This window comes from Streptomyces fungicidicus, from assembly GCF_003665435.1.
In the GTDB taxonomy this organism is placed as follows: Bacteria; Actinomycetota; Actinomycetes; order Streptomycetales; family Streptomycetaceae; genus Streptomyces; species Streptomyces fungicidicus.
Window position 1 is genome coordinate 1,262,805 of record NZ_CP023407.1, and the last position, 20,534, is coordinate 1,283,338.

Genomic DNA, 20,534 nt, shown 5'->3' on the forward strand with positions numbered 1-20,534 from the left:
AGCAGTGGCCCGGCGCCCCCTCCCCCGCATCCTGAGCAACGGCAGCGCACAGCTCGCCCGCAGCCGGGAGCTGGCCAGGACGGCCGCCGACAGCGCCACGGACGTCCTCCACCCGCTGATCACCATCACGCGTGGTCTGCGCCGGCTGGCCTCGGCCGGGCGGCGCAGGTGGGCCGGCACGCCCAAGGACCGGCGCGGCGCGCTGCTCTTCCTGATGGCGTCGGTCGTGCTGGTCGTGGCCCTTGCCCCGTACGGCCCGCTGCTCGCCGTCATCACCCTGATGGCGGCGGCGGCCTGGCACGGCCGGGACCGCGCGCCGTCGGCGCCCGCCGGGCCCGACGAGGACCAGTGCCGGCGCCTGAAGTCGCTCTACGAGGCACTGGTGCCGTACTTCTCCGCCGCCGAGGACCCGGAACCGCTCTACGCCCACGGCGGCGACTGGGAGAAGGTCTTCACCGAGTGCGAGTTCGACTCCACCGGCCGGATCGCGCACCTGGTGATCGGCTACCCCGCCTACTTCACCGACGGCGAGCCGGAGTCCCGGGCGCGGATCGAGCACCTGCTCGGCGCCAAGTCCGGGCGCGGCCGCGAGTACCACTTCGGGTGGGACGAGGAGGCCAACCAGCTCACGGTCCGCGTCCTCGCGCCGCTGCCCACCGACATCACCGCCCAGCCCTTCGTCACGGCCCCCGGCGAGACGGTCCTCGGCTTCACCGACCCGATCAGGGTCCAGCGGACGCTGCCGCTCACCCACGGCGCACACGGCGAGGAGCGGCGCGACGTCCCGCCCGTCGTCTGGCGCACCGGCCTGCGCTCCACCGAGCCCCATCTGCTGGCGACCGGCCAGCCGGGCAGCGGCACCTCGACGCTGCTGCGGTCCATCGCCCTGCAGGCCCTGCACCACGGCGACGTGGTGATCGTCGACGGCGGCGGCACCGGCGAGTACGCCTGCCTCACCGGCCGGGACGGCGTGCTCGCCGTCGAGTGCGGGCTGACGGGCACGCTGACCAGCCTGGAGTGGGCGGCGCACGAGACGGAGCGGCGGCTGATCGCGGCCGGCCGGGCCCACCAGGCGGGCGATCCTCCGCCGGAGGACACCCGGCGCCCCCTGTGGCTCCTGCTGGACCGGCCGAGCGCGTTCACGCACCTGGCCGCGGCGGACGGCCGCGCGGACCCCCAGGCACTGCTGCAGGTCCCGCTGCGGCACGGCCGCCCGGCGAACGTCACCGTGGTCGTCGCCGAACAGCTCGACGGCCTGGAGGCCCTCAGCGACGCGGTGCGGCAGCACACCCGCGCCCGTGTCGTCCTCGGGCCCGCGACCGCGGAGCAGCTGGAGGCCGTGCTGGGAGCGCCCCCGCACACCACCCCCGTCGACCAGGTCGCCCCGGGGCGCGGTTACGCCCGGCTCGGTTCGGGGCCGGTGCACCGCCTCCAGGTCCCCGCGACGCCGGATCCGTACGACGACGCGACCAGTGACGCCGAACGGCAGGCGGTGCTGGAGCTGCTGCCGCCCAGGACGACCCCGGCGGACGAGGAGCCGGAGCGCCTGGAGACGGCGGTTCCGGTGGAGTCGGTGCGGCTGGAGAAGGTGACGGTGGAGAAGACCGCCACCGCGGCGGGGACCGGGAGCGAGGAGCCGGCGCAGGCGCCCGCGGAAGCGGTCGGCGCCGAGGCGGCGGTCGCGGAGCACACCTCCTAAGGGTCTGTCGCGCTACGCCACGAAGGTGCGCGGGGTCTCCGCACCCGTCGTCCCGCCGGTCTCCACCACATGGGCCGCCGCGGCCAGGCGGGTCGCCGCTTCGTCGGCCAGGGCGCCGCCCACCGTGAACGGCAGCCGCACATAGCCCTCGAATGCCCCGTCGACCCCGAAGCGCGGCCCGGACGGCACCCGTACGCCCACGCGTTCGCCCGCCTCGGCGAGCCGGGAACCGGACAGGCCCCCGGTGCGCACCCACAGGGTGAGTCCACCGCGCGGCACCTCGAACTCCCAGTCGGGCAGCTCCCGCCGCACCGCGGCGACCAGCTCGTCCCGGTTCTGCCGGGCCTGGGCGCGCCGTACCTCCACCGCCTGCTCCCAGCCCCCGGTGCCGAACAGCCAGTTCACGGCCAGCTGTTCCAGCACCGGCGTGCCCAGATCGGCGTACGCGCGAGCCGCGACGAGGCTGCGGATGACGTCGGGGGCGGCGCGCACCCAGCCGATGCGCAGGCCGGCCCAGAAGGCCTTGCTCGCCGAGCCGACCGTGATCACCGTGGACCCGGCCGGGTCGAAGGCGCACACCGGGCGCGGCATCTCCACGTCGGGGTCGAGCCACAGCTCGCTCATCGTCTCGTCGGCGACCAGCACCGTCCCCGCCGAGCGCGCCGCGTCCACCAGGCGGCGCCGCTGGTCCTCGTCGGCGAGCGCGCCGGTCGGGTTGTGGAAGTCGGCGACGACATACGCGACGCGGGGCGCCGCCTCGCGCAGCACCTGGCGCCAGCGGTCCATGTCCCAGCCGGCCAGGCCCTTGGCCATGGCGACGGGGACGAGCCGGGCGCCGGCCTCCCGCATCAGCTGGAGGATGTTGGCGTAGGAGGGCGACTCGACCGCGATCCGCTCGCCGCGCCCCCCGAAGAGGTGGCAGATGGCGTCGATGGCGCCCATCGCGCCGGTCGTCACCATGATCTGCTCGGGCATGGTCGGGATGCCCCGCGCGGTGTAGCGGTCCGCGATCATGGACCGCAGCGCGGGGAGCCCGGCGGGATAGTCGCCGTGGGTGTGGGCGTAGGGCGGAAGCTCCTCCAGCGCGCCCTGGACGGCCCGGGTGAGCCACGGCTCGGGCGCGGGCAGGGCGGCACAGCCGAGGTCGATCATCGAGCCGAGGGCCTCGGGCGGCAGCGGCTCCAGCCCCCGCGCGGGCACCGGGTTGCCCGCCGGGACCGCGGTCCAGCTGCCCGCCCCGCGCCGGGACTCCAGGAACCCCTCGGCGCGCAGCGCCTCGTAGGCGGCGGCGACGGTGGTGCGGCTGACGGAGAGGGCGAGGGCCAGTTCCCGCTCGGCGGGCAGTCGCGCGGCCACCGGCACGCGCCCTTCGAGCACCAGCAGCCGGACGCCGTCGGCGAGCGCGCGGTAGGCGGGCGGGCGGCGGCTACCGGGGCCGGACGGACGGTCCTGCTGGGAGTTGAGCAGCCGGGCGAGCTGAGCCGCGCCCACCGCCGAGGTCCACTGCGCCATGAAAATCAGTCCACCTTCCCCGGATTGGCCATGGATGGCTTCACCAACCACGCCACAGGGTGTCATGCGTCGGTCCACTTTCACCACAGGGGGGCACATAGTGGCCAGGTACGCATCCCGCCAGGGGCATCTCACCCGGCGTCTGTTCCAGCTGTACGCCGGTCTGGCGCTGTACGGCGCCAGCTCGGCCCTGCTCGTGCGTTCCGGGCTCGGCCTCGAACCGTGGAATGTGCTGCACCAGGGCCTGTCCGGGCGGACGGGACTGTCGATGGGCGTGGTGCTGACCCTGGTCGGGGCCGCGGTGCTGCTGCTGTGGATCCCGCTGCGGCAGCGGCCCGGACTGGGCACCGTCTCCAACGTGCTGGTGATCGGGGCGGCCATGGACGCCACGCTGGCCGTGGTGCCGGACGCGCACGCCATGGCCGTGCGCGTGCCGCTGATGGCGGCGGGCATCGTGCTGAACGGCGCGGCGACCGGTCTGTACATCGCGGCGCGCTTCGGACCCGGCCCGCGCGACGGCCTGATGACGGGGCTGAACCGGCGCACGGGGGTGTCGGTGCGCCTGGTCCGCACCGCCATCGAGATCGCCGTGGTCGTCACGGGCTTCGTCCTCGGCGGCACGGTGGGCGTCGGCACCCTCCTCTACGCGGTGACGATCGGCCCGCTCGCCCAGCTGTTCCTGCGGCTCTTCGCCGTCCCCCCGGCGTCCGACGGCAGCACGGTCGTTGCCGCCGGTCAACCACGACGCGCGATACTGCCCTCGTGACCCCGCGGATACGCCACCCCTACCTCGACCATCCGGCCCCCGTCGCCTTCGCCCACCGGGGCGGGGCGGCGGACGGCCTGGAGAACACCGTGCGGCAGTTCCGGTGCGCCGTCCGGGCGGGCTACCGGTACATCGAGACCGACGTCCACGCCACGCGCGACGGCCGGCTCGTCGCCTTCCACGACTCGACCCTCGACAGGGTGACGGACGGGGCGGGACGGATCGCCGACCTGCCGTGGCGGGACGTGGCGGACGCGCGCGTGGCCGGCGCGGAACCGGTCCCGCTGTTCGAGGAGCTGCTGGAGACCTTCCCCGAGGTCCGCTGGAACGTCGACGTGAAGGCGGAACCGGCCCTCCTGCCCTTCCTCGACCTCATCGAGCGCGCCGGCGCCTGGGACCGGGTCTGCCTCGGCTCCTTCTCCGAGGCCCGGGTGGTGCGCGCCCAGCGGCTGGCCGGCCCGCGGCTGGCCACCTCGTACGGCACCCGGGGCGTGCTGAACCTGCGGGTGCGGTCCTGGGGCCTGCCCGCCGCGGTGCGCCGGTCGGCGGTCGCCGCGCAGGTGCCCGAGCGGCAGTCGGGCGTCCGCGTCGTCGACCGCCGGTTCGTACGGACCGCCCACGCGCTCGGGCTGCAGGTGCACGTGTGGACCGTCAACGAGGCCGAGCGGATGCACCGGCTCCTGGACCTCGGAGTGGATGGCATCATGACCGATCACATCGACACACTGCGCGAGGTCATGGAGGACCGCGGCATCTGGGTCTGAGACCCCCGCGCCCCGTCGCCGCCGCGCGTTCACGGGGAAGCGAGGGCACGGGTGGACACCGACACCGTGCGGTCACCGGCGCCGGACGAGGCGGCCGGCCGACGGCGTGAGCAACGCGGCTGGTACTTCTACGACTGGGCGTGCTCCGTGTACTCCACGAGCGTGCTCACCGTGTTCCTCGGCCCCTATCTGACGTCGGTGGCCGAGGCCGCCTCCGACGCGGACGGCTTCGTCCACCCGCTGGGCATACCGGTGCGCGCGGGCTCCTTCTTCCCGTACGCGGTCTCCCTGTCGGTGATCCTCGCCGTGGTGGTGATGCCGCTGGTGGGCGCCGCCGCCGACCGCACCGGGCGCAAGAAGCCGCTGCTCGCGGCCGCCGCCTACACCGGCGCCGCGGCCACCGCGGGCATGTTCTTCCTGGACGGCGAGCGCTATCTGCTCGGCGGTCTGCTGCTGGTGGTGGCGAACGCGGCGCAGTCCGTCGCGATGATGCTGTACAACTCCTACCTCCCGCAGATCGCCCCGCCCGAGGAGCGCGACGCGGTCTCCTCGCGCGGCTGGGCCTTCGGGTACGCGGCCGGGGCCCTGGTCCTCGTACTGAACCTCGTGCTCTACACGGGTCACGACCGCTTCGGCGTCTCCGAGGGCATGGCGGTGCGCATCTGCCTGGCCTCGGCCGGTCTGTGGTGGGGCGCCTTCGCGCTGGTGCCGCTGCGCCGGCTGCGCGACCGCCGGGCGCCCGAGCGGGAGGCATCTCTGCCGGGCTTCCGGCAGCTCGCGGCGACGGTCCGCGACATGCGCCGGCACCCCCTGACCCTGGCCTTCCTGCTGGCGTACCTGGTCTACAACGACGGCATCCAGACGGTGATCTCCCAGGCCTCCGTGTACGGCTCGAAGGAGCTGGGGCTCGAGCAGTCGACGCTCATCGTGGCCGTGCTGCTGGTCCAGGTGCTCGCGGTGGCGGGCGCGCTGGCGATGGGCCGGCTGGCCCGGCGGTACGGCGCGAAGCGCACGATCCTCGGATCCCTGGTCGCGTGGACCCTGACCCTGGCGGCCGGCTACTTCCTGCCCGCCGGGGCGCCGATGTGGTTCTTCGTGCTGGCGGCCGGAATCGGTCTGGTCCTCGGCGGCAGCCAGGCGCTGTCCCGCTCGCTCTTCTCCCACCTCGTCCCGCCCGGCAAGGAGGCCGAGTACTTCTCGGCGTACGAGCTGAGCGACCGCGGGATGAGCTGGCTCGGCCCGCTGCTGTTCGGCCTCACGTACCAGCTGACCGGCAGTTACCGGGACGCGATCGTCTCCCTGGTGGGCTTCTTCGCGCTGGGCTTCGTGCTCCTCGCGCGGGTGCCGGTGCGGCGGGCGATCGCCGACGCGGGCAACCCGGTTCCCGAGAGGATTTAGCACTCGGCGCGAAAGGGCTGTAGTGTACGCGTTTGGCCTGCCAGGCGTACCGTTACTGCGCGACAAAGATGCCGAACGCTGTGTCACATCTGCCTTCAGAGGTGACAAACCGGATGTCCGGGGGTACTGCACTGGTTGACAAGGCTGCGGCTACGACGGCGACGCATGACCCGGATCGGGGACTCGGGACGGGAATCTTTACCGCCGCCCGGACGTTGACCGGATGACGACGACAGCGACACCTGTCCTGTGGGCGACAAGCCCGGGAGGCACGATTCATGAGTGAGCGAGCTCTTCGCGGCACGCGCCTCGTGGTGACCAGCTACGAGACGGACCGCGGCATCGACCTGGCCCCGCGCCAGGCCGTGGAGTACGCATGCGAGAAGGGGCACCGCTTCGAGATGCCCTTCTCGGTCGAGGCGGAGATCCCGCCGGAGTGGGAGTGCAAGGTCTGCGGTGCCCAGGCACTCCTGGTGGACGGAGACGGCCCCGAGGAGAAGAAGGCCAAGCCCGCCCGAACGCACTGGGACATGCTGATGGAGCGGCGCACCCGAGAGGAACTCGAAGAGGTCCTCGAGGAGCGTCTCGCCGTTCTGCGCTCCGGTGCGATGAACATCGCGGTGCACCCGCGGGACAGCCGAAAGTCGGCTTGATCCCGGCGGGGCCTGGGCCAAGCCTCGACGCACAGCGAGACAGGACCGCGGGCGCCGTACCTCCGGGTACGGCGCCCGCGGTCCTGTCGTGCGCGCGGGGCGCTCAGCGGGTGAGCGGCGGGCGCGGACCCTGCGGGGCGTCGTCCGCGGCGCTCCCCGGCTCGTCCCGGACGACCTCGCCCTGGACGACCTTGCCGTCGGGCCGGCGCATACGGGCCTGCTGGAAGGCGTCCCCGAGGGAGCCCTGCGCGGCCTCGCGGAGCTTGCGGTCGAAGGTCCGCTCGGCGTAGCGGCTCACGGCCTTCTGGACCGGCGGCACGAGCAGCAGCAGTCCCACCGCGTCCGAGATCATGCCGGGGACGATCAACAGCAGGCCGCCCAGCATCGTCAGGCCGTTGCCCTCGCTGTTCGGCCGGGCCTGCGGCATCATCCCGCTCTGCTGCTGTTGCAGCGTCTCGGTGAGGTTCTTGAAGGCGCGCCGGCCGGCCCTCTTGATGACGACCGAGCCGAGTACGAGGCCGGCCACCAGGATCAGGAAGACCACCAGTCCGTTCGACGCCCCGGCGACCATGGTGAGCAGCCAGATCTCCAGCACGAGCCACGCGGCCACGCCCAGCGGCAGGAAGGTGCGCAGCCGGGAGCGCCGGGGCCGGGCCGGGTAAGGGGTCTGAGCGCCAGTCGTCATGCTTCCAGTGTGCCTGGGCCCGGCTCAGAGCGGGATAAGCGGGACCCGCCGGGGCAGCCGGCCGGCCGCCTACGACTCCGGCTGCTTGACTCCCTGCCCGGCCTGCGACTCGGCCTGGGGCTCCGACGGCGGGGTCTCCGGTGCGGGCCGCGGCTTCTCGTCGCCGCGCCCGAGGACCTTGCCGACCCTCTCCCCCACGCCCCACGCCGTGACCCGCCACAGGGCCTCGACGAGGATGTCGCGGCTCATCTTGGAGTCGCCGAGCTCCCGCTCGACGAAGGTGATCGGCACCTCGACGACGTGATAGCCGGCCTTGACCGCGCGGCGGGCCAGGTCGACCTGGAAGCAGTACCCCTGGGAGGCCACCTCCTCGAGACCCAGACCCTCCAGCGTCTCGCGGCGGAACGCCCGGAAGCCGCCGGTGATGTCACGCAGCGGCAGGTCGAGCGCCACGCGCGAGTAGAGGCTGCCCCCGCGCGAGATGTACTCACGGGACTTCGGCCAGTTCACCACCCGTCCGCCCGGCACCCAGCGCGAACCGAGCACCAGGTCGGCGCCCTTGAGGGCGGTCAGCAGCCGGGAGAGCTCCTCGGGCTGGTGGGAGCCGTCGGCGTCCATCTCGACCAGTACGCCGTAGCCGTGCTCCATGCCCCAGCGGAAGCCCGCGAGGTACGCCGCCCCGAGGCCCTCCTTGCCCTTGCGGTGCAGCACCTGGACGTGGTCGTCCGTGGCGGCCAGTTCGTCGGCGAGCTTGCCCGTGCCGTCGGGGCTGTTGTCGTCGGCCACGAGAACGTGGGCCTCCGGAACGGCCTTGCGGACCCGGCCGACGATCGCCTTGATGTTCTCCGCCTCGTTGTAGGTCGGAATGATCACCAGTGCCGTGCCGAGCGGGCCGAAGTTCCGCTCCTGGGATCCTGCCGCGCGGGTCCCGTCGCCGTCGTTCACTGCTGCCCCTTCATGTCCTGTGCGCAGGGTCCCACCATAGTGGGCACAGCCTGCGCCGACGTGACAGGACGTTCATACGGTGGTGTCGTCTACCGAAGATCGGGTAGGAACACACTTTTTGGGCGCGTGACGGCAAGCAGCGGATGGGGGCCCGGCGCCCTTCGGGCCGGCCAGGGACCCGCCGGCTGCGGATCGACCTGAAGCCGTTGTCTACTGAGCACCGGGCCCCACCCGGGGTCGCACCTCCCCGGCCGGCTGGCACGTCCCTCGGTACCGCGCCGCCGCTGAGCCTGGTTCCCAGTGGCGGTGGTCCGGTGCGGAGCACCGCCCCTGACCCAGCGGCGCCGACACGAGTGGCCGGACGTTCTCCGGTCGGGCGTCCGGTGGTGGACCCGGCCGAACCTACCGGCCACCCGCCGCAGCCTGTCAACAGTCGTTTGACCTGCGTAATGTGGTTCAAATGCCTGGTCAGCGCGGAGGATGCGCAGGTCGCGAGACGGGGGCCCGGGGCATGATCGTCACCGCGCCGCCCTCGTAGATCACTCGCCCGGCCGTACGAACACCGTGCGCCCGCCGACCACGGTACGCAGACAGACCGGCAGGTCACGGCCGGGAGCGAGGTCGGGCAGGCCGGGGGTGCCGGAGCGCGGGTCGGTGGACCAGCGCGCGACCCGATCGTCGGGTGCCTGGACCACGAGTTCACCGGTGCGCCAGACGGCGTAGTCGGCGGGTGCTCCGGGCACCAGGACGCCCGCGTCGTCGCGTCCGGTCGCCCGCCAGCCGCCGCGCGTGTGCGCGGTGAAGGCGGCGCGCACGGAGACGCGGTGCTCGGGTGTGCGGTGGAAGGCGGCGGCCCGGACGGTGCCCCAGGGGTCGAGCGGGGTGACCGGGCTGTCGGAGCCGAAGGCGAGCGGGACACCGGCGCGCAGCAGCGCCGCGAAGGGGTTCAGGGTGCGGGCCCGCTCCGCTCCCAGCCGCCGGGCGTACATGCCGTCCTCGCCGCCCCACAGGGCGTCGAAGGCGGGTTGGACGGAGGCGGTGAGGCCGAGTTCGGCGAAGGCGGCGACGGTCTCCGCGGTGACCATCTCGGCGTGCTCGACGCGGTGCCGGGCGGCACGGACGCGGGCGAGGCCGATCTTCTCGGCGGCGGCCCGCACGCCGTCGACGACGGTGCTCACGGCGGCGTCGCCGATGGCGTGGAAGCCGGCCTGGAGGCCCGCCTCGGTGCAGGCCACCACGTGGGCGGCGACAGCGGCGGCGTCCAGGTGCGCGGTCCCGGTGTGGCCTGCGTCGGCGTAGGGCTCGTGGAGGCAGGCGGTGTGCGAACCGAGGGCGCCGTCGGCGAACAGGTCTCCGGCGGCCCCGAGCGCGCCCAGTTCCTTCGCCTTCGCGACGTCCTGTTCCGCCCAGTAGCCGACGACCCGCGGACCGGTCTCCTCGGCCGCGAGCCGCAGCAGGCCGGTGAAGTCGTCCTCGGAGGAGATCTCCGGGCCGCCGCACTCGTGGACCGTGCCAATGCCCAGGGAGGCGGCGTGGGCCAGGGCGGCGCGCTGGGCACCGGTGCGCTGGGCCGGTGTGACGGCGGCCAGGGCCGCGGCGCGCACGGCGTGGTGGGCGTCACCGGTGAGCGGGCGGTCCTCGCGGCCGGTCCCGCCTCCCACCAGGTCGAGCAGGGCGGTGGTGACGACCGCGGAGTGGACGTCGATGCGGCTGAGGTAGAGGGGACGGCCGCCGGTGGCCTCGTCGAGTTCCGCGCGGGTCGGCGGGCGGCCGCCGGGCCAGCGGGCGGCGTCCCAGCCGTGACCGAGGAGGACCCGGTCCTCCGGGCGGGCGGCGGCGAACTCCCGTACGCGGGCCAGCGCCGCCTCGAGCGACGGGGCGGCGGACAGGTCCAGGCCGGTGAGGGCGAGGCCGGTGGCCGTGGTGTGCACGTGCGCGTCCGTGAACGCGGGGGTGACCAGCGCCCCGTCGAGGTCGATCACCTCGTCGGCGCCGTCCGCGAAGGCGTCGGCGGCGCCCTCGGAGCCGACCCAGGCGACCTGACCGCGCTCGACGACCATCGCGGTGGCGAAGGGGTCGGCGGGGCTGTGGACCTCGCCGCGGCGAAGCAGGACGGTGTGCGGCGGGACGGTGCGTTCACTCATGCCCCCAGTTTCCCGCGTGCCCCGGCGGTAGCCGCACCCGCCCCCGCGGACCTCCGCGGGGCCGCGGCGGCGGACCCCTCAGATGCGCGGCGGGCGGGACTCGTACGGGGTGGAGAGGACCACCGTGGTGCGGGTCGAGACGCCGGCGAGCGAGCGCACCCGGGCGAGCAGTTCCTCCAGTTCGTGCGGTGTGGACACGCGCACCTTAAGGATGTAGTTCTCGTCGCCCGCGACGCTGTGGCAGGCCTCGATCTCGGGTGTGCCGGCGAGCCGCTCCGCGATGTCGTCGGGGGCGCTGGGGTCGAAGGGTTTGACCGAGATGAAGGCCGTCATGGGCAGGCCGACGGCCTCCGGGTCGACCACCGCGGCATAGCCGCGGATGACGCCGCGCTGCTCCAGCCGGCGCACCCGCTGGTGCACGGCCGACGTGGACAGGCCCGTGGCCTTGCCCAGGTCGGTGTAGCTCATCCGCCCGTCCTTGACGAGCAGCTGCACGATCTGTCGGTCCAGCTCCTCCATGGCGCAAGAACCTACAGTGCGCTTGATCTCCTCGGATACCTGAGCCGCCCGGGTCATGCCCGGTTCGTGATGTACCGGGCCCCGCCGGGCACGGCCCGGGGGGACAAAGCAGTCGCACGGGGCACCCTCACGCGGCATGTGACGAACGCCACAGCCTTCGAACGGTCTCCGTGATGTTCTCGTGATTACCCCGGTGGGGGGACGGGAAGTGCTTGCTGTGGTCGAGGCCGCAGTGCCTTCACGGCCCAGCCCGAGGGGGAGAACCCAATGCAGAGTCTTAAGCGCCTTGGTCGTACCACGTCCAAGAGGCAGCAGCCGGTCGTCGAGCTCGCTCCGGAGTACGTCGAACCCGACGTCCAGGACGACGAGTTCGATGCGTACGACACCTTCGAGATGTACCGGGTCGTCTGCCCGGACTGCGCGCAGCCCATCGCCCTGCTCGCGGACGAGGACGTCCTGCCGGAGCACGCGCTGTGCGCGTCGCCGTGGAACCCGTTCGGTCTGACGGTCTGCGCCGGCACCGGCCGCCGGGCCGCCGACGCGCGGCCCGCCGACGAGTCGGTGACGCCCCAGGAGCAGGACACCGCCCTGCTGCTGACGCTCCCTCAGGGTCTCGACTGGCGGACCCAGCCCTTCTCGCACGTCGGCGGCCCGGGCTCGCGCCCGATCAGGGTGCCGGCGATGCGGCGCCACGCCGCCTGAGCGCACCCGGATGCGAGGACGGCGCGGCCCGCCGCCCTCGTCCGCCGCGGGGGACGGCCGCGAACGCACGCCCTATTCCCGGGATCGGTGACCGGTCCCGCCGGTCCCGCGTTGCCCAGGCATGACGACCCCCACGTACTCGACGACCGGGCGTCAACGCCGCGTCTTCGTGCCGCCTCCCACCGAGGCGGCCGCGCCCGCGCGGCCCCGGCTCCCCGATCCGCCGATCTACCGCGATCTGATGCGGACCTGGGCGGACCGGGGCCGTACGCTGCCGGGGCGTCAGGACCCGGAGTGGACGCGGCTCGCCGCGCCCTGGCGGGGGCCCGACCGGATCAGCGCGTCTCCGGCCCCGCGAGGTGCCGGGCGATGACCATGCGCTGGATCTGGTTGGTGCCCTCGACGATCTGCAGGACCTTGGCCTCACGCATCAGGCGCTCGGCGGGGAAGTCCGCGGTGTACCCGTAGCCGCCGAGGACCTGCACGGCGTCGGTGGTGACCCGCATCGCGGTGTCGGTGCAGTGCAGCTTGGCCATGGCCGCCTGCTTGGCGAACGGCCGCCCCGCGTCGCGCAGCCGGGCCGCGGCCAGGTACAGCGCGCGCCCCGCCTCGATCTGCGTGGCCATGTCGGCGAGCATGAAGCGCAGCCCCTGGAAGTCGGCGATCGGCTTGCCGAACTGCCGCCGCTCGGTCGCGTAGCCGAGCGCCTCGTCGAGCGCGGCCTGGGCCAGGCCGATCGCGCAGGCGGCGATGCCGAGCCGGCCACCGTCCAGCGCCGACAGGGCGATGGCGAAGCCCTGTCCCTCCTCGCCGATGCGGCGCGCGTCGGGGACCCGGACGCCGTCGAGGTGGACCTGGGCGGTGGGCGAGCCCTTCATCCCCATCTTCTTCTCCGGCACGGCGGCGCCGAGTCCTTCGGCGTCACCGGGCACCAGGAAGGCGGAGATGCCCCGCGAGCCCTCCTCGCCGGTGCGGGCCATGACGGTGTAGAAGTCGGCGATGCCGCCGTGGGTGATCCACGCCTTGGTGCCGGTGATCACCCAGTCGTCGCCGTCGCGCACCGCCCTGGTGCGCAGCGAGGCCGCGTCCGAGCCCGAGGAGGGCTCGGAGAGACAGTAGGCGCCGAGCAGTCCGCCGCCGAGCATCGCGGGCAGGTACTCGGCCTGCTGCTCCTTGGCGCCGAAGGCGGCGAGCGCGTAGGAGGCCAGGGTGTGCACGCTGACGCCGAGGCCGACGGTGAGACGGGCCGCGGCGAGCTCTTCGAGGACCTGGAGGTAGACCTCGTACGGCTGGTCGCCGCCGCCGTACTCGGCGTCGTAGGGCAGGCCGAGCAGGCCGGACTCGGAGAGCAGGGTGAACAGTTCGCGGGGGAAGCGTCCCGCGTCCTCCTCCTCGGCCGCCTTGGGGGCGATCTCACGCCGGGCGATGTCGCGGACGAGCGAGATCAGGTCCCGGGCCTCGTCGGTGGGCAGTTGCCGGTCCACCGGCTCCGGGGCGCGGTCGGGCATGGCGACGCTCTCCTCCCTGTAGGGCACATCGGCGTGCGCCTTGGGTGGGGGCGGCTCCGCCGGGGTCGTATCGGTGCCTGGCCGATGCTCGCACTCCCGGGTCTCGGAAGCTGCTGACCAGCGGCTGTGCGCTGCGAGTATGCCCGATCGGCGGCATCGAGTCACCAGTTAACGACCGCTTACTTCACGATACCCGGCGCGGGCCCCTCGTCGAACCACATTGGTCCGCACCATTGACCAACTGGTCTAGTCCTTCTAGTGTTTCGCTTCCACCGAGTCACCGCGTTCATGCCAATCGACTCGTGTTCCCCTCCCCCCACGAGGAGACAACCGGATGCCATCCCCCCACCGCCCCCTGCGGGCACTCCTGTCCACCGTGTGCGCCGCCCTGCTCGGCGCCGGACTGCTCGCCGGCGCGGGCACCCCGACCGCGACCGCCGCGACCCCGGCTCAGGAGGCCGCCGCCGGTTCCAAGGTCATCGGGTACTTCACCGAATGGGGCACCTACGACCGCAAGTACTACGTCAAGAACATCGAGACGTCGGGCTCCGCGGACAGGCTGACCCACATCAACTACGCCTTCGGCAACGTCACCGGCGGCAAGTGCGCGATGGGCGACTCCTACGCGGCCACCGAGCGCGCCTACACGGCGGCCGAGTCCGTCGACGGCGTCGCGGACACCTGGGACCAGCCGCTGCGCGGCACCTTCAACGAACTGCGGGAACTGAAGAAGAAGCACCCGGACCTCAAAGTCCTGTGGTCCTTCGGCGGCTGGACCTGGTCGGGCGGCTTCGGCGAGGCCGCCAGGAACCCGGCGGCCTTCGCCCAGTCCTGCTACGACCTGGTCGAGAACTCGAAGTGGGCCGACGTCTTCGACGGCATCGACATCGACTGGGAGTACCCGAACGCCTGCGGGGCCACCTGTGACACCAGCGGCCGGGACGCCTTCCGGGACCTGATGTCGGCGCTGCGCGCCAAGTTCGGCTCCGACGGCCTGGTCACCGCGGCGATCACCGCGGACGCCACCCCGGGCGGCAAGATCGACGCCGCCGACTACGCGGGCGCCGCCCAGTACGTCGACTGGTACAACCCGATGACGTACGACTTCTTCGGCGCCTGGGACGCGGCGGGACCCACCGCTCCGCACTCGGCGCTCACCTCGTACGACGGCATTCCGAAGGCCGGCTTCCACAGCGCGGCGACCATCGCCAGGCTCAAGGACCTCGGCATCCCCGCCTCCAAGCTGCTGCTCGGCATCGGCTTCTACGGCCGCGGCTGGACCGGCGTCACCCAGTCGGCGCCCGGCGGCACCGCGACCGGCCCGGCGGCGGGCACCTACGAACAGGGCATCGACGACTACAAGGTGCTCAGGGCCAAGTGCCCGGCGACCGGCACGGTGGGCGGCACGGCCTACGCCAAGTGCGGCAGCGACTGGTGGAGCTACGACACCCCGGCCACCATCGGCACCAAGATGGCCTACAAGGACGAACAGGGCCTGGCCGGCACGTTCTTCTGGGAGCTGAGCGGCGACACCGCGGACGGGGAGCTGATCAAGGCGATCCGCTAGCCCCTCCGGGCGCGCGGGGGCGGGGTTCCACGGGGGCTCCCGCCCCCGCCGCCGTGCGGGTCCGCTCAGCCGTCGCGGCGGGCGGGCGCCGGGGCCGGGTAGGCGGGATCCAACTCCTCGATGGCGCGCATGGCTCCGCCGAGCGTCTTCACCAGCAGCTCGCTCATGGTCTCGCGGGAGAGTTCACCGCGCTCGATCCAGGCGAGCGCGGCGCCCTCCACGCTGCACACCCAGGCCAGCAGCCCCATCCGTGCCACCGGCGCGATGTCGGCGCGCCCGTAGGCGCCCTCGGCGATCGTCGCGACGATCGCCTCACGCACACCGTCCCGGACGGCGTGCACCTCGGTGTCGAAGCCGACGCCGCCGCTGACGATCGCGCGGTAGGCGGCCTGGTTGTGCTCGGCGTACCGCAGATAGCTGTCGACGGTGCGCAGCACCCGCTGCACGGGCGGCAGTGCGGCCCCGCTCTCCGCGAAGCTCACCAGGCCGGCCACCGAGTCCTCGATGATCGCCAGGTAGTAGCCCCGCTTGGAGTGGAAGTAGTAGTAGATCAGCCCCTTGGCGACCTGCGCCTGGCGCGCGATGTCGTCCATCGACAGTGCGTCGTACGAGGTGTCGGCGAACAGTCTCCGCCCGATGGCGATGAGTTCGGCGCGGCGCGCCGACGAACGCTCGGTGCCGCGCGCCGCAGGGCGTACGGCGGACTGCCGGCTGATGTTCAATGCGGACCCAGGTCTTCCTGCGGGAGGTGGGACATCCGCCGCATTATGGCAGGTCGGCCGCGGGGCCCCGACCGGCAGCCCCACGGCCTCGGGTCACAGCAGTCCCAGCCGGGTCACGAGCATCGCGACGGCCACGACGAGGACCCATCCCAGGGCGTGTTCGAGGATCTTCGGGCCGTCCTCCCGGGGGCCGCCGGTGCGGGCACGGGTGACGGTGGCTGCGTTGGTGGTCATGGCTTCTCGCTGGTCCCTGCGGTGTGGTGGACTCCCCCGCGAACGTCCTCCACCCTGCCACCGTGTACGGCCCCGGCAGCCGAGACGTTGCTCACACGCGGCCGGCGGGCCCCGGTCGTCCGGGCCCCGCCGGCCGGCCGGCTCAGCGCACGCCCACCGCGGCGAGCGCCTTGCGCTGACGCGGGGTCGGACGCGCCGGGAAGTAGAGGTAGCACACCCCACCGGTGCCGGAGACGACCCTGCCGGAGGCGTTGTACCGCTTGGTCCGCAGCCAGATGTTCTCCCACTCACGCCGCTTGTAGACGCGGCGCACGGCCTCGTTGTCGTCCGAGGCGGGGTCGTTGGCGATCACGTCGCCGTCCGCGGTGAAGCCGATCACCGTCATCAGGTGCCCGGAGGTGCCGTAGCCCGCCCCGGTCAGCTCCTTCTCCAGGAACGACTGGGACGTTATGGCCGGGATGCCCGCGGCGATCAGCGTCTCCAGGTCGGTGAGCGAGCCGAGGCGCGTGACCACGCCCTGGAGGCCCTCGAAGGTGGCCGCGTAGGCGGCGTTGAAGGGCCAGTTGCCGCAGCCGGCGTACTGGTGGTCGTACGTGTACCGGGCCGCGTGGCAGATCTGCGGGTCGGCGTAGGACGGGTCGACCCAGGACAGCTGCTCCTCGGAGAGCCTGCCGCCCCAGTACTCGATGATCATCTGCGAGGAGGTCGGGCTGCACCAGGCCTCGCCGCCGTTGTCGTACTCCGGGTACTGGCCCTTGTGGATCTCCTGCGAGTAGCGCGGGACGATCAGCTCCCCGGCCCGGCCGGGCTCGGAGGCGGGGACGGTGAACCGGTCGGGGATGTCGGAGCCCATCGCGCCGAGCCGCCACACGGTCGGGGTGAGCCGGGTGCCGGGGCGGCGGTGGAGCGTGAGGCGCAGCCGGTAGGAGACCAGGCGCAGACCGGTGGCCGGGTCGTCGACGGAGAAGGTGTCCGTCCAGACGGTGCTCCTGCCGTCTGTCTGGTCGTCCACCGAGGTGCGTCGGATGTCCTGGTCGCCGGCCGCCCAGCGGCCCATGACGTACCAGGGGGTGGCGGTGCCGTCCGAGTACGTTCCCTGCAGCTCGATCTGGATCCAGGTGCCCTCGGCGGTGTGCGCGTTCCAGGAGGCGATGACCTCCGTCGCCGGGACCTCGAGACGGTGCACGGGCGAGGTCCAGGTGGCGTACTCCCAGGCGGCCGTGGAGCCGGTGTGCGGATCGGTGTAGTCCGTGGTGCCGGAGGGCCGCGCGATCACGAGGCCGGGGCGGGCGCCGGCCACCGCGCGGGTGCCGCCGGCGGTGCCGCCGCGCCAGTCGGTGTACGAGGTCCAGGCCCGGTTGTCGACGGTGCGGGCGGCGGCCCGGCCGGCGTCCGTGGTGACACCGGCGCCTCCGTTCGGGGTGCCGGCGGTCGTGGTGCCGGCGGACGCCGGGCCCGCGCTCCCGGCGACGGCGGCGACGACCGCCGCGGCCAGGACGGTTCTGCGGGACGGCAGTTCGGCTCTGCTCATGGGTGGAAGACCCCCAGGTGTCGGAGTCGGGACGGGACCGGTGCAGGTCGGCGGACGGTCCCCGTCCGCCGGCCGGATGGAACGGGTGTGCGCCAACTATGAACGCACCCGGGCGGATCCTGCCAGCACCCCGGCCGGTGCCGCACCGACCAACATGGGACTCGACCAATGACGGGACCCGTGACCGGGCCCCCGGCGGTCCGTCCGGCCGAACGCCTAGAGTGCTTGCGTCAGCCCCTCCCCCCAACCCGGGAACCAGCCATTCACGATCTCGCCTCCCGTGTCCGCCGGCTCGGCCCCTCGTGCGGTCCGGTCCGGCTCGTCGCCGTCGACGGGCACGCCGGTTCCGGGAAGTCGACCTTCGCCCTGCGGCTGGCCGAGGCCCTCGGCGGCGCCCCGGTGCTGCGGCTCGACGACATCGCCTGCCACGGCGAACTGTTCGGCTGGACCGGCCGGCTGCTGAGCCAGGTGATCGAACCGCTCGGCCGCGGCGAGACCGCGCACTACTCCCCCTACGACTGGCGGGCCCGCCGCTTCGGGCCGCCCCGAGCGCTGCCGCCCGCACCCGTGATCGTCCTGGAGGGCGTCGGCGCCGGACGCCGCGCCCTGCGCCCGCATCTCGCGCTGCTGCTGTGGATGGACCTGCCCCGCGAGGAGTCCTGGACGCGGGGACGGGCGCGGGACGGGGAGGAACAGCGCGAGTTCTGGGACGGCTGGGTGCCCGCGGAGAACGAGCACTTCGCCGGCGACCCCTCCCGGCCCTTCGCGGACCTTCTGGTGCGAGGGCGGCCGGAGGGGTACGAGCTGCTTCCCGGGCCGTCCGGGGCGGCCGGAACCGACCCTTCCGATCACACACGGTGACCGACCATCCGCAATGTGGTGAACTTGTGAAGAGCGGCCCCGGGCAAGTTGCCCGAGTCCCTCAACTCGGCTTGACCGGGGGCCCGTACAGGTCTTACGTTCTCAATGTGCGGCTCTTCGGAGTCGTCGGCAGACGCGAAGCCCCCGGTTGTTCCCCCGTGATCGGGGGCTTCGTTCTGCCCTTTTCGCGTTTTCCGGCCGCCCAGTGGCATATGACGATCACTCTCCGTCACACGGCGAGTCCCCCGTACGCCTCCCACCTCGCGGTTCGGCGGGTACGGCACCCTACGGACGTGCCGCCGCCGCAGGTACGATGCCCTCGGTGCGACCTACGGACGCTGCTTCGCGCACCTTGCAACTCCGGTCCGCGGCACAGCGGTTCGACCAACGGGAGCCGAGGGGCGAGGGCCGGGCCGGCACACCGACGGGGGCACGGTCTGTGGGGGACGCGATGGACTTCGGCACGCAGGGCCCGCAGGCCCCGGCCGACCTCGCCTGGCTGCGAGGCGTGGACGCCTACACGATGGGCGCCTATCCGCAGGCAGAGGAGGAGTTCCGGGCCGCGGTACGGATCGACCCGGGGATGGCCGACGGCTGGCTCGGACTGCACGCCCTGCGCGTCGACACGACGACCGCGTTGCTGAGGATGTTCCGGCACCGGGAACGCTTCGGCGAACAGCGCACCCGGCACCGCCGCACCCTCAACTCCTGGTACTGGCTGGGCTGGTGGGTGCAGCCGGTGCTGGAGAGCCCCCGCGATCTGCTGCTGGCGCACGCCTCCCACTGGCTGGACGGCCGCCACGTCCCCGAACTGGACCGGGCGCTCGCCGGACTGCCCCCGGTGGACACCGATCCGCAGGTCCGCTTCCTGCACTCCTGCCGCGCCTATCTGGTCAAGGACTGGGAGCGGCTGGTCCGGTACACGGACTCGCTGGTGGATGACCCGTTGCTGGGCATCGAGGCCGGTCTGTTCGCCGGCATGGCCCGGGTGCGCCTGGAGATGTACGGGCAGGCCGAACCGCTGCTGTTGGCGGCGCTGATGCGGTGCCGCAGCGAGCAGCCGCAGCGCAAGGAGCTGCGCTACTGGCTGGCCCGCGCCCACGAGGGCACCGGCCGCAGCGCCGCCGCGCTGCCCCTGTACCGGGCCGTGCACCGGGTCGATCCCGCCTTCATGGACACCTCCGCCCGGCTCGCCGCGATCGCCGAGGGCGACGGGTACGACGACTCCGCCGATCTGGCCGCGATCGCACTCACCGGCGCCGGGCAGGACATGATGGACGGCCCGGACATGCTCGACCCGCTCTTCGGCACGGAAGGGCGCGACCTGCGGCTGTCCGACCCCGAGCCGCCGCCGCCGGTCCCGGTGGCCGGCGCGGGAGGCGTGCGTGAGCGGACCGCCGCCGGGGCGCCGGGGCTGCCCACCGGGCCCACGGACCCCGCCTTACTGGAGGAGGCGCTCGCCGAGCTGGAGCGCATGGTGGGTCTGGAACCGGTGAAGCGCCAGGTCAAGGCCCTGTCTGCGCAGCTCAACATGGCGCGGCTGCGGGCCGGGCAGGGGCTGCCGGTGCAGCCGCCGAAACGCCACTTCGTCTTCTCCGGGCCCTCCGGGACGGGCAAGACGACGGTGGCCCGCATCCTGGGCCGGGTCTTCTACGCCCTCGGGCTGCTCGGCGGTGACCATCTGGTGGAGGCGCAGCGGGCCGATCTCGTCGGCGAGTACCTCGGGCAGACCGCGGTGAAGGCGAACGAGCTGATCGACTCGGCCCTCGGCGGGGTGCTGTTCGTCGACGAGGCGTACGCGCTCTCCAACTCCGGTTACGGCAAGGGGGACGCCTACGGGGACGAGGCGCTGCAGGTGCTGCTGAAGCGGGCGGAGGACAACCGGGACCATCTCGTGGTGATCCTCGCGGGGTATCCGGAGGGGATGGACCGGCTGCTGGCCGCGAACCCGGGGCTGTCGTCGCGGTTCACCACACGGGTGGACTTCCCCTCGTACCGGCCGCTGGAGCTCACCTCGATCGGCGAGGTGCTGGCCGGTGAGAACGGGGACGTGTGGGACGAGGAGGCGCTGGACGAGCTGCGGTCGATCGCCGGGCACGTGGTGGACCAGGGCTGGATCGACGAGCTGGGGAACGGGCGCTTCCTGCGGACGCTGTACGAGAAGAGCTGTGCGTACCGGGACCTGCGGCTGTCGGTGTATCCGGGGGCGCTGACCCGGGACGACCTGGCCACGTTGCGGCTGCCGGACCTCATGCAGGCGTACGGGGAGGTCCTGTCGGGGCGGGGGCCGGCCGACCCGCCGGGGCCGTGAGGCCCCGGCGGGC

General features: G+C 73.1%; 18 protein-coding genes. 9 read left to right on the forward strand and 9 right to left on the reverse strand.

Features of this window, described 5'->3' with window-relative positions; all coding sequences use genetic code 11:
* Window positions 1-4 precede the first annotated feature (4 nt).
* The gene (locus CNQ36_RS05700; protein ID WP_121545198.1) at window positions 5-1,699 is read left to right on the forward strand and encodes a P-loop NTPase family protein; all 1,695 of its coding nucleotides are present in this window, start codon (window positions 5-7) and stop codon (window positions 1,697-1,699) included.
* Between the two features lie 12 nt (window positions 1,700-1,711).
* On the opposite strand, the gene CNQ36_RS05705 is transcribed toward CNQ36_RS05700, so the two are convergent.
* Window positions 1,712-3,211: an SCO1417 family PLP biosynthesis transcription factor gene (locus CNQ36_RS05705; RefSeq protein ID WP_121545199.1), complete on the reverse strand. Its 1,500-nt coding sequence runs from the start codon at window positions 3,209-3,211 to the stop codon at window positions 1,712-1,714.
* A gap of 64 nt (window positions 3,212-3,275) precedes the next feature.
* Between CNQ36_RS05705 and yczE the strand changes: the two genes are divergently transcribed.
* The 4 genes from yczE to CNQ36_RS05725 all read left to right on the forward strand — a co-directional run bounded on the left by yczE (window position 3,276) and on the right by CNQ36_RS05725 (window position 6,792).
* On the forward strand, window positions 3,276-3,977 hold the full coding sequence (yczE, locus tag CNQ36_RS05710) for a membrane protein YczE (RefSeq protein ID WP_176116583.1): 702 nt from the start codon (window positions 3,276-3,278) through the stop codon (window positions 3,975-3,977).
* The gene (locus CNQ36_RS05715) at window positions 3,974-4,741 is read left to right on the forward strand and encodes a glycerophosphodiester phosphodiesterase family protein (protein WP_004934140.1); all 768 of its coding nucleotides are present in this window, start codon (window positions 3,974-3,976) and stop codon (window positions 4,739-4,741) included. The genes yczE and CNQ36_RS05715 overlap by 4 nt, the downstream gene beginning before the upstream one ends.
* A 51-nt stretch (window positions 4,742-4,792) precedes the next feature.
* The gene (locus tag CNQ36_RS05720) at window positions 4,793-6,139 is read left to right on the forward strand and encodes an MFS transporter (RefSeq protein ID WP_121545201.1); all 1,347 of its coding nucleotides are present in this window, start codon (window positions 4,793-4,795) and stop codon (window positions 6,137-6,139) included.
* Between the two features lie 278 nt (window positions 6,140-6,417).
* A complete protein-coding gene (locus CNQ36_RS05725) occupies window positions 6,418-6,792 on the forward strand; it encodes an RNA polymerase-binding protein RbpA (protein WP_003977404.1) in 375 nt (124 codons plus the stop codon).
* Between the two features lie 103 nt (window positions 6,793-6,895).
* Here the strand turns inward: CNQ36_RS05725 and fxsA are convergent, their stop codons facing one another.
* The 4 genes from fxsA to CNQ36_RS05745 all read right to left on the reverse strand — a co-directional run bounded on the left by fxsA (window position 6,896) and on the right by CNQ36_RS05745 (window position 11,085).
* Entirely contained in the window at window positions 6,896-7,477 is a 582-nt protein-coding gene (fxsA, locus tag CNQ36_RS05730; RefSeq protein ID WP_121545202.1) for an FxsA family membrane protein, read from the reverse strand.
* Window positions 7,478-7,546: 69 nt separating this feature from the next.
* Complete coding sequence (locus CNQ36_RS05735; protein ID WP_228312921.1) at window positions 7,547-8,422, reverse strand: polyprenol monophosphomannose synthase; 876 nt, start codon at window positions 8,420-8,422, stop codon at window positions 7,547-7,549.
* Window positions 8,423-8,961: 539 nt separating this feature from the next.
* Window positions 8,962-10,566, reverse strand: a complete 1,605-nt coding sequence (locus tag CNQ36_RS05740) for an amidohydrolase (RefSeq protein WP_121545204.1) — start codon at window positions 10,564-10,566, stop codon at window positions 8,962-8,964.
* A 78-nt stretch (window positions 10,567-10,644) separates the two neighbouring features.
* A complete protein-coding gene (locus tag CNQ36_RS05745; protein WP_040907705.1) occupies window positions 10,645-11,085 on the reverse strand; it encodes an Lrp/AsnC family transcriptional regulator in 441 nt (146 codons plus the stop codon).
* A gap of 267 nt (window positions 11,086-11,352) precedes the next feature.
* Here CNQ36_RS05745 and CNQ36_RS05750 point away from each other — a divergent pair, with 267 nt between their 5' ends.
* Window positions 11,353-11,787 carry a hypothetical protein gene (locus tag CNQ36_RS05750; RefSeq protein WP_004934097.1) on the forward strand — a complete coding sequence of 145 codons (435 nt, stop codon included), beginning with the start codon at window positions 11,353-11,355 and terminating at the stop codon, window positions 11,785-11,787.
* 335 nt (window positions 11,788-12,122) lie between these two features.
* Here CNQ36_RS05750 and CNQ36_RS05760 read toward each other — a convergent pair whose 3' ends face one another.
* Window positions 12,123-13,295: an acyl-CoA dehydrogenase family protein gene (locus tag CNQ36_RS05760; protein WP_121545206.1), complete on the reverse strand. Its 1,173-nt coding sequence runs from the start codon at window positions 13,293-13,295 to the stop codon at window positions 12,123-12,125.
* A 334-nt stretch (window positions 13,296-13,629) separates the two neighbouring features.
* On the opposite strand from CNQ36_RS05760, the gene CNQ36_RS05765 reads away from it, so the two are divergent.
* Window positions 13,630-14,862 carry a glycoside hydrolase family 18 protein gene (locus CNQ36_RS05765; RefSeq protein ID WP_004934090.1) on the forward strand — a complete coding sequence of 411 codons (1,233 nt, stop codon included), beginning with the start codon at window positions 13,630-13,632 and terminating at the stop codon, window positions 14,860-14,862.
* 65 nt (window positions 14,863-14,927) lie between these two features.
* Here the strand turns inward: CNQ36_RS05765 and CNQ36_RS05770 are convergent, their stop codons facing one another.
* The 3 genes from CNQ36_RS05770 to CNQ36_RS05780 form a co-directional block, all read right to left on the reverse strand.
* Entirely contained in the window at window positions 14,928-15,584 is a 657-nt protein-coding gene (locus CNQ36_RS05770) for a TetR/AcrR family transcriptional regulator (RefSeq protein ID WP_121545207.1), read from the reverse strand.
* A 93-nt stretch (window positions 15,585-15,677) separates the two neighbouring features.
* The gene (locus tag CNQ36_RS05775; RefSeq protein ID WP_106429083.1) at window positions 15,678-15,818 is read right to left on the reverse strand and encodes an SCO1431 family membrane protein; all 141 of its coding nucleotides are present in this window, start codon (window positions 15,816-15,818) and stop codon (window positions 15,678-15,680) included.
* A 142-nt stretch (window positions 15,819-15,960) separates the two neighbouring features.
* Window positions 15,961-17,349 carry a peptidase C39 family protein gene (locus tag CNQ36_RS05780; RefSeq protein WP_121545208.1) on the reverse strand — a complete coding sequence of 463 codons (1,389 nt, stop codon included), beginning with the start codon at window positions 17,347-17,349 and terminating at the stop codon, window positions 15,961-15,963.
* A gap of 225 nt (window positions 17,350-17,574) precedes the next feature.
* Here CNQ36_RS05780 and CNQ36_RS05785 point away from each other — a divergent pair, with 225 nt between their 5' ends.
* Window positions 17,575-18,210, forward strand: a complete 636-nt coding sequence (locus CNQ36_RS05785; RefSeq protein WP_121548378.1) for a uridine kinase family protein — start codon at window positions 17,575-17,577, stop codon at window positions 18,208-18,210.
* A gap of 451 nt (window positions 18,211-18,661) precedes the next feature.
* Window positions 18,662-20,521 carry an AAA family ATPase gene (locus CNQ36_RS05790; protein WP_121545209.1) on the forward strand — a complete coding sequence of 620 codons (1,860 nt, stop codon included), beginning with the start codon at window positions 18,662-18,664 and terminating at the stop codon, window positions 20,519-20,521.
* The last annotated feature ends 13 nt before the right edge of the window (window positions 20,522-20,534 follow it).

Coding starts and splice junctions, on each gene's coding strand:
- CNQ36_RS05740 (WP_121545204.1), bottom strand. CDS start 10,566: ATGAGTGAACGCACCGTCCCGCCGCACACCGTCCTGCTTCGCCGCGGC.
- CNQ36_RS05760 (WP_121545206.1), bottom strand. CDS start 13,295: ATGCCCGACCGCGCCCCGGAGCCGGTGGACCGGCAACTGCCCACCGAC.
- CNQ36_RS05750 (WP_004934097.1), top strand. CDS start 11,353: ATGCAGAGTCTTAAGCGCCTTGGTCGTACCACGTCCAAGAGGCAGCAG.
- fxsA (WP_121545202.1), bottom strand. CDS start 7,477: ATGACGACTGGCGCTCAGACCCCTTACCCGGCCCGGCCCCGGCGCTCC.
- CNQ36_RS05705 (WP_121545199.1), bottom strand. CDS start 3,211: ATGGCGCAGTGGACCTCGGCGGTGGGCGCGGCTCAGCTCGCCCGGCTG.
- CNQ36_RS05725 (WP_003977404.1), top strand. CDS start 6,418: ATGAGTGAGCGAGCTCTTCGCGGCACGCGCCTCGTGGTGACCAGCTAC.
- CNQ36_RS05775 (WP_106429083.1), bottom strand. CDS start 15,818: ATGACCACCAACGCAGCCACCGTCACCCGTGCCCGCACCGGCGGCCCC.
- CNQ36_RS05780 (WP_121545208.1), bottom strand. CDS start 17,349: ATGAGCAGAGCCGAACTGCCGTCCCGCAGAACCGTCCTGGCCGCGGCG.
- yczE (WP_176116583.1), top strand. CDS start 3,276: ATGCGTCGGTCCACTTTCACCACAGGGGGGCACATAGTGGCCAGGTAC.
- CNQ36_RS05765 (WP_004934090.1), top strand. CDS start 13,630: ATGCCATCCCCCCACCGCCCCCTGCGGGCACTCCTGTCCACCGTGTGC.
- CNQ36_RS05790 (WP_121545209.1), top strand. CDS start 18,662: ATGGACTTCGGCACGCAGGGCCCGCAGGCCCCGGCCGACCTCGCCTGG.
- CNQ36_RS05745 (WP_040907705.1), bottom strand. CDS start 11,085: ATGGAGGAGCTGGACCGACAGATCGTGCAGCTGCTCGTCAAGGACGGG.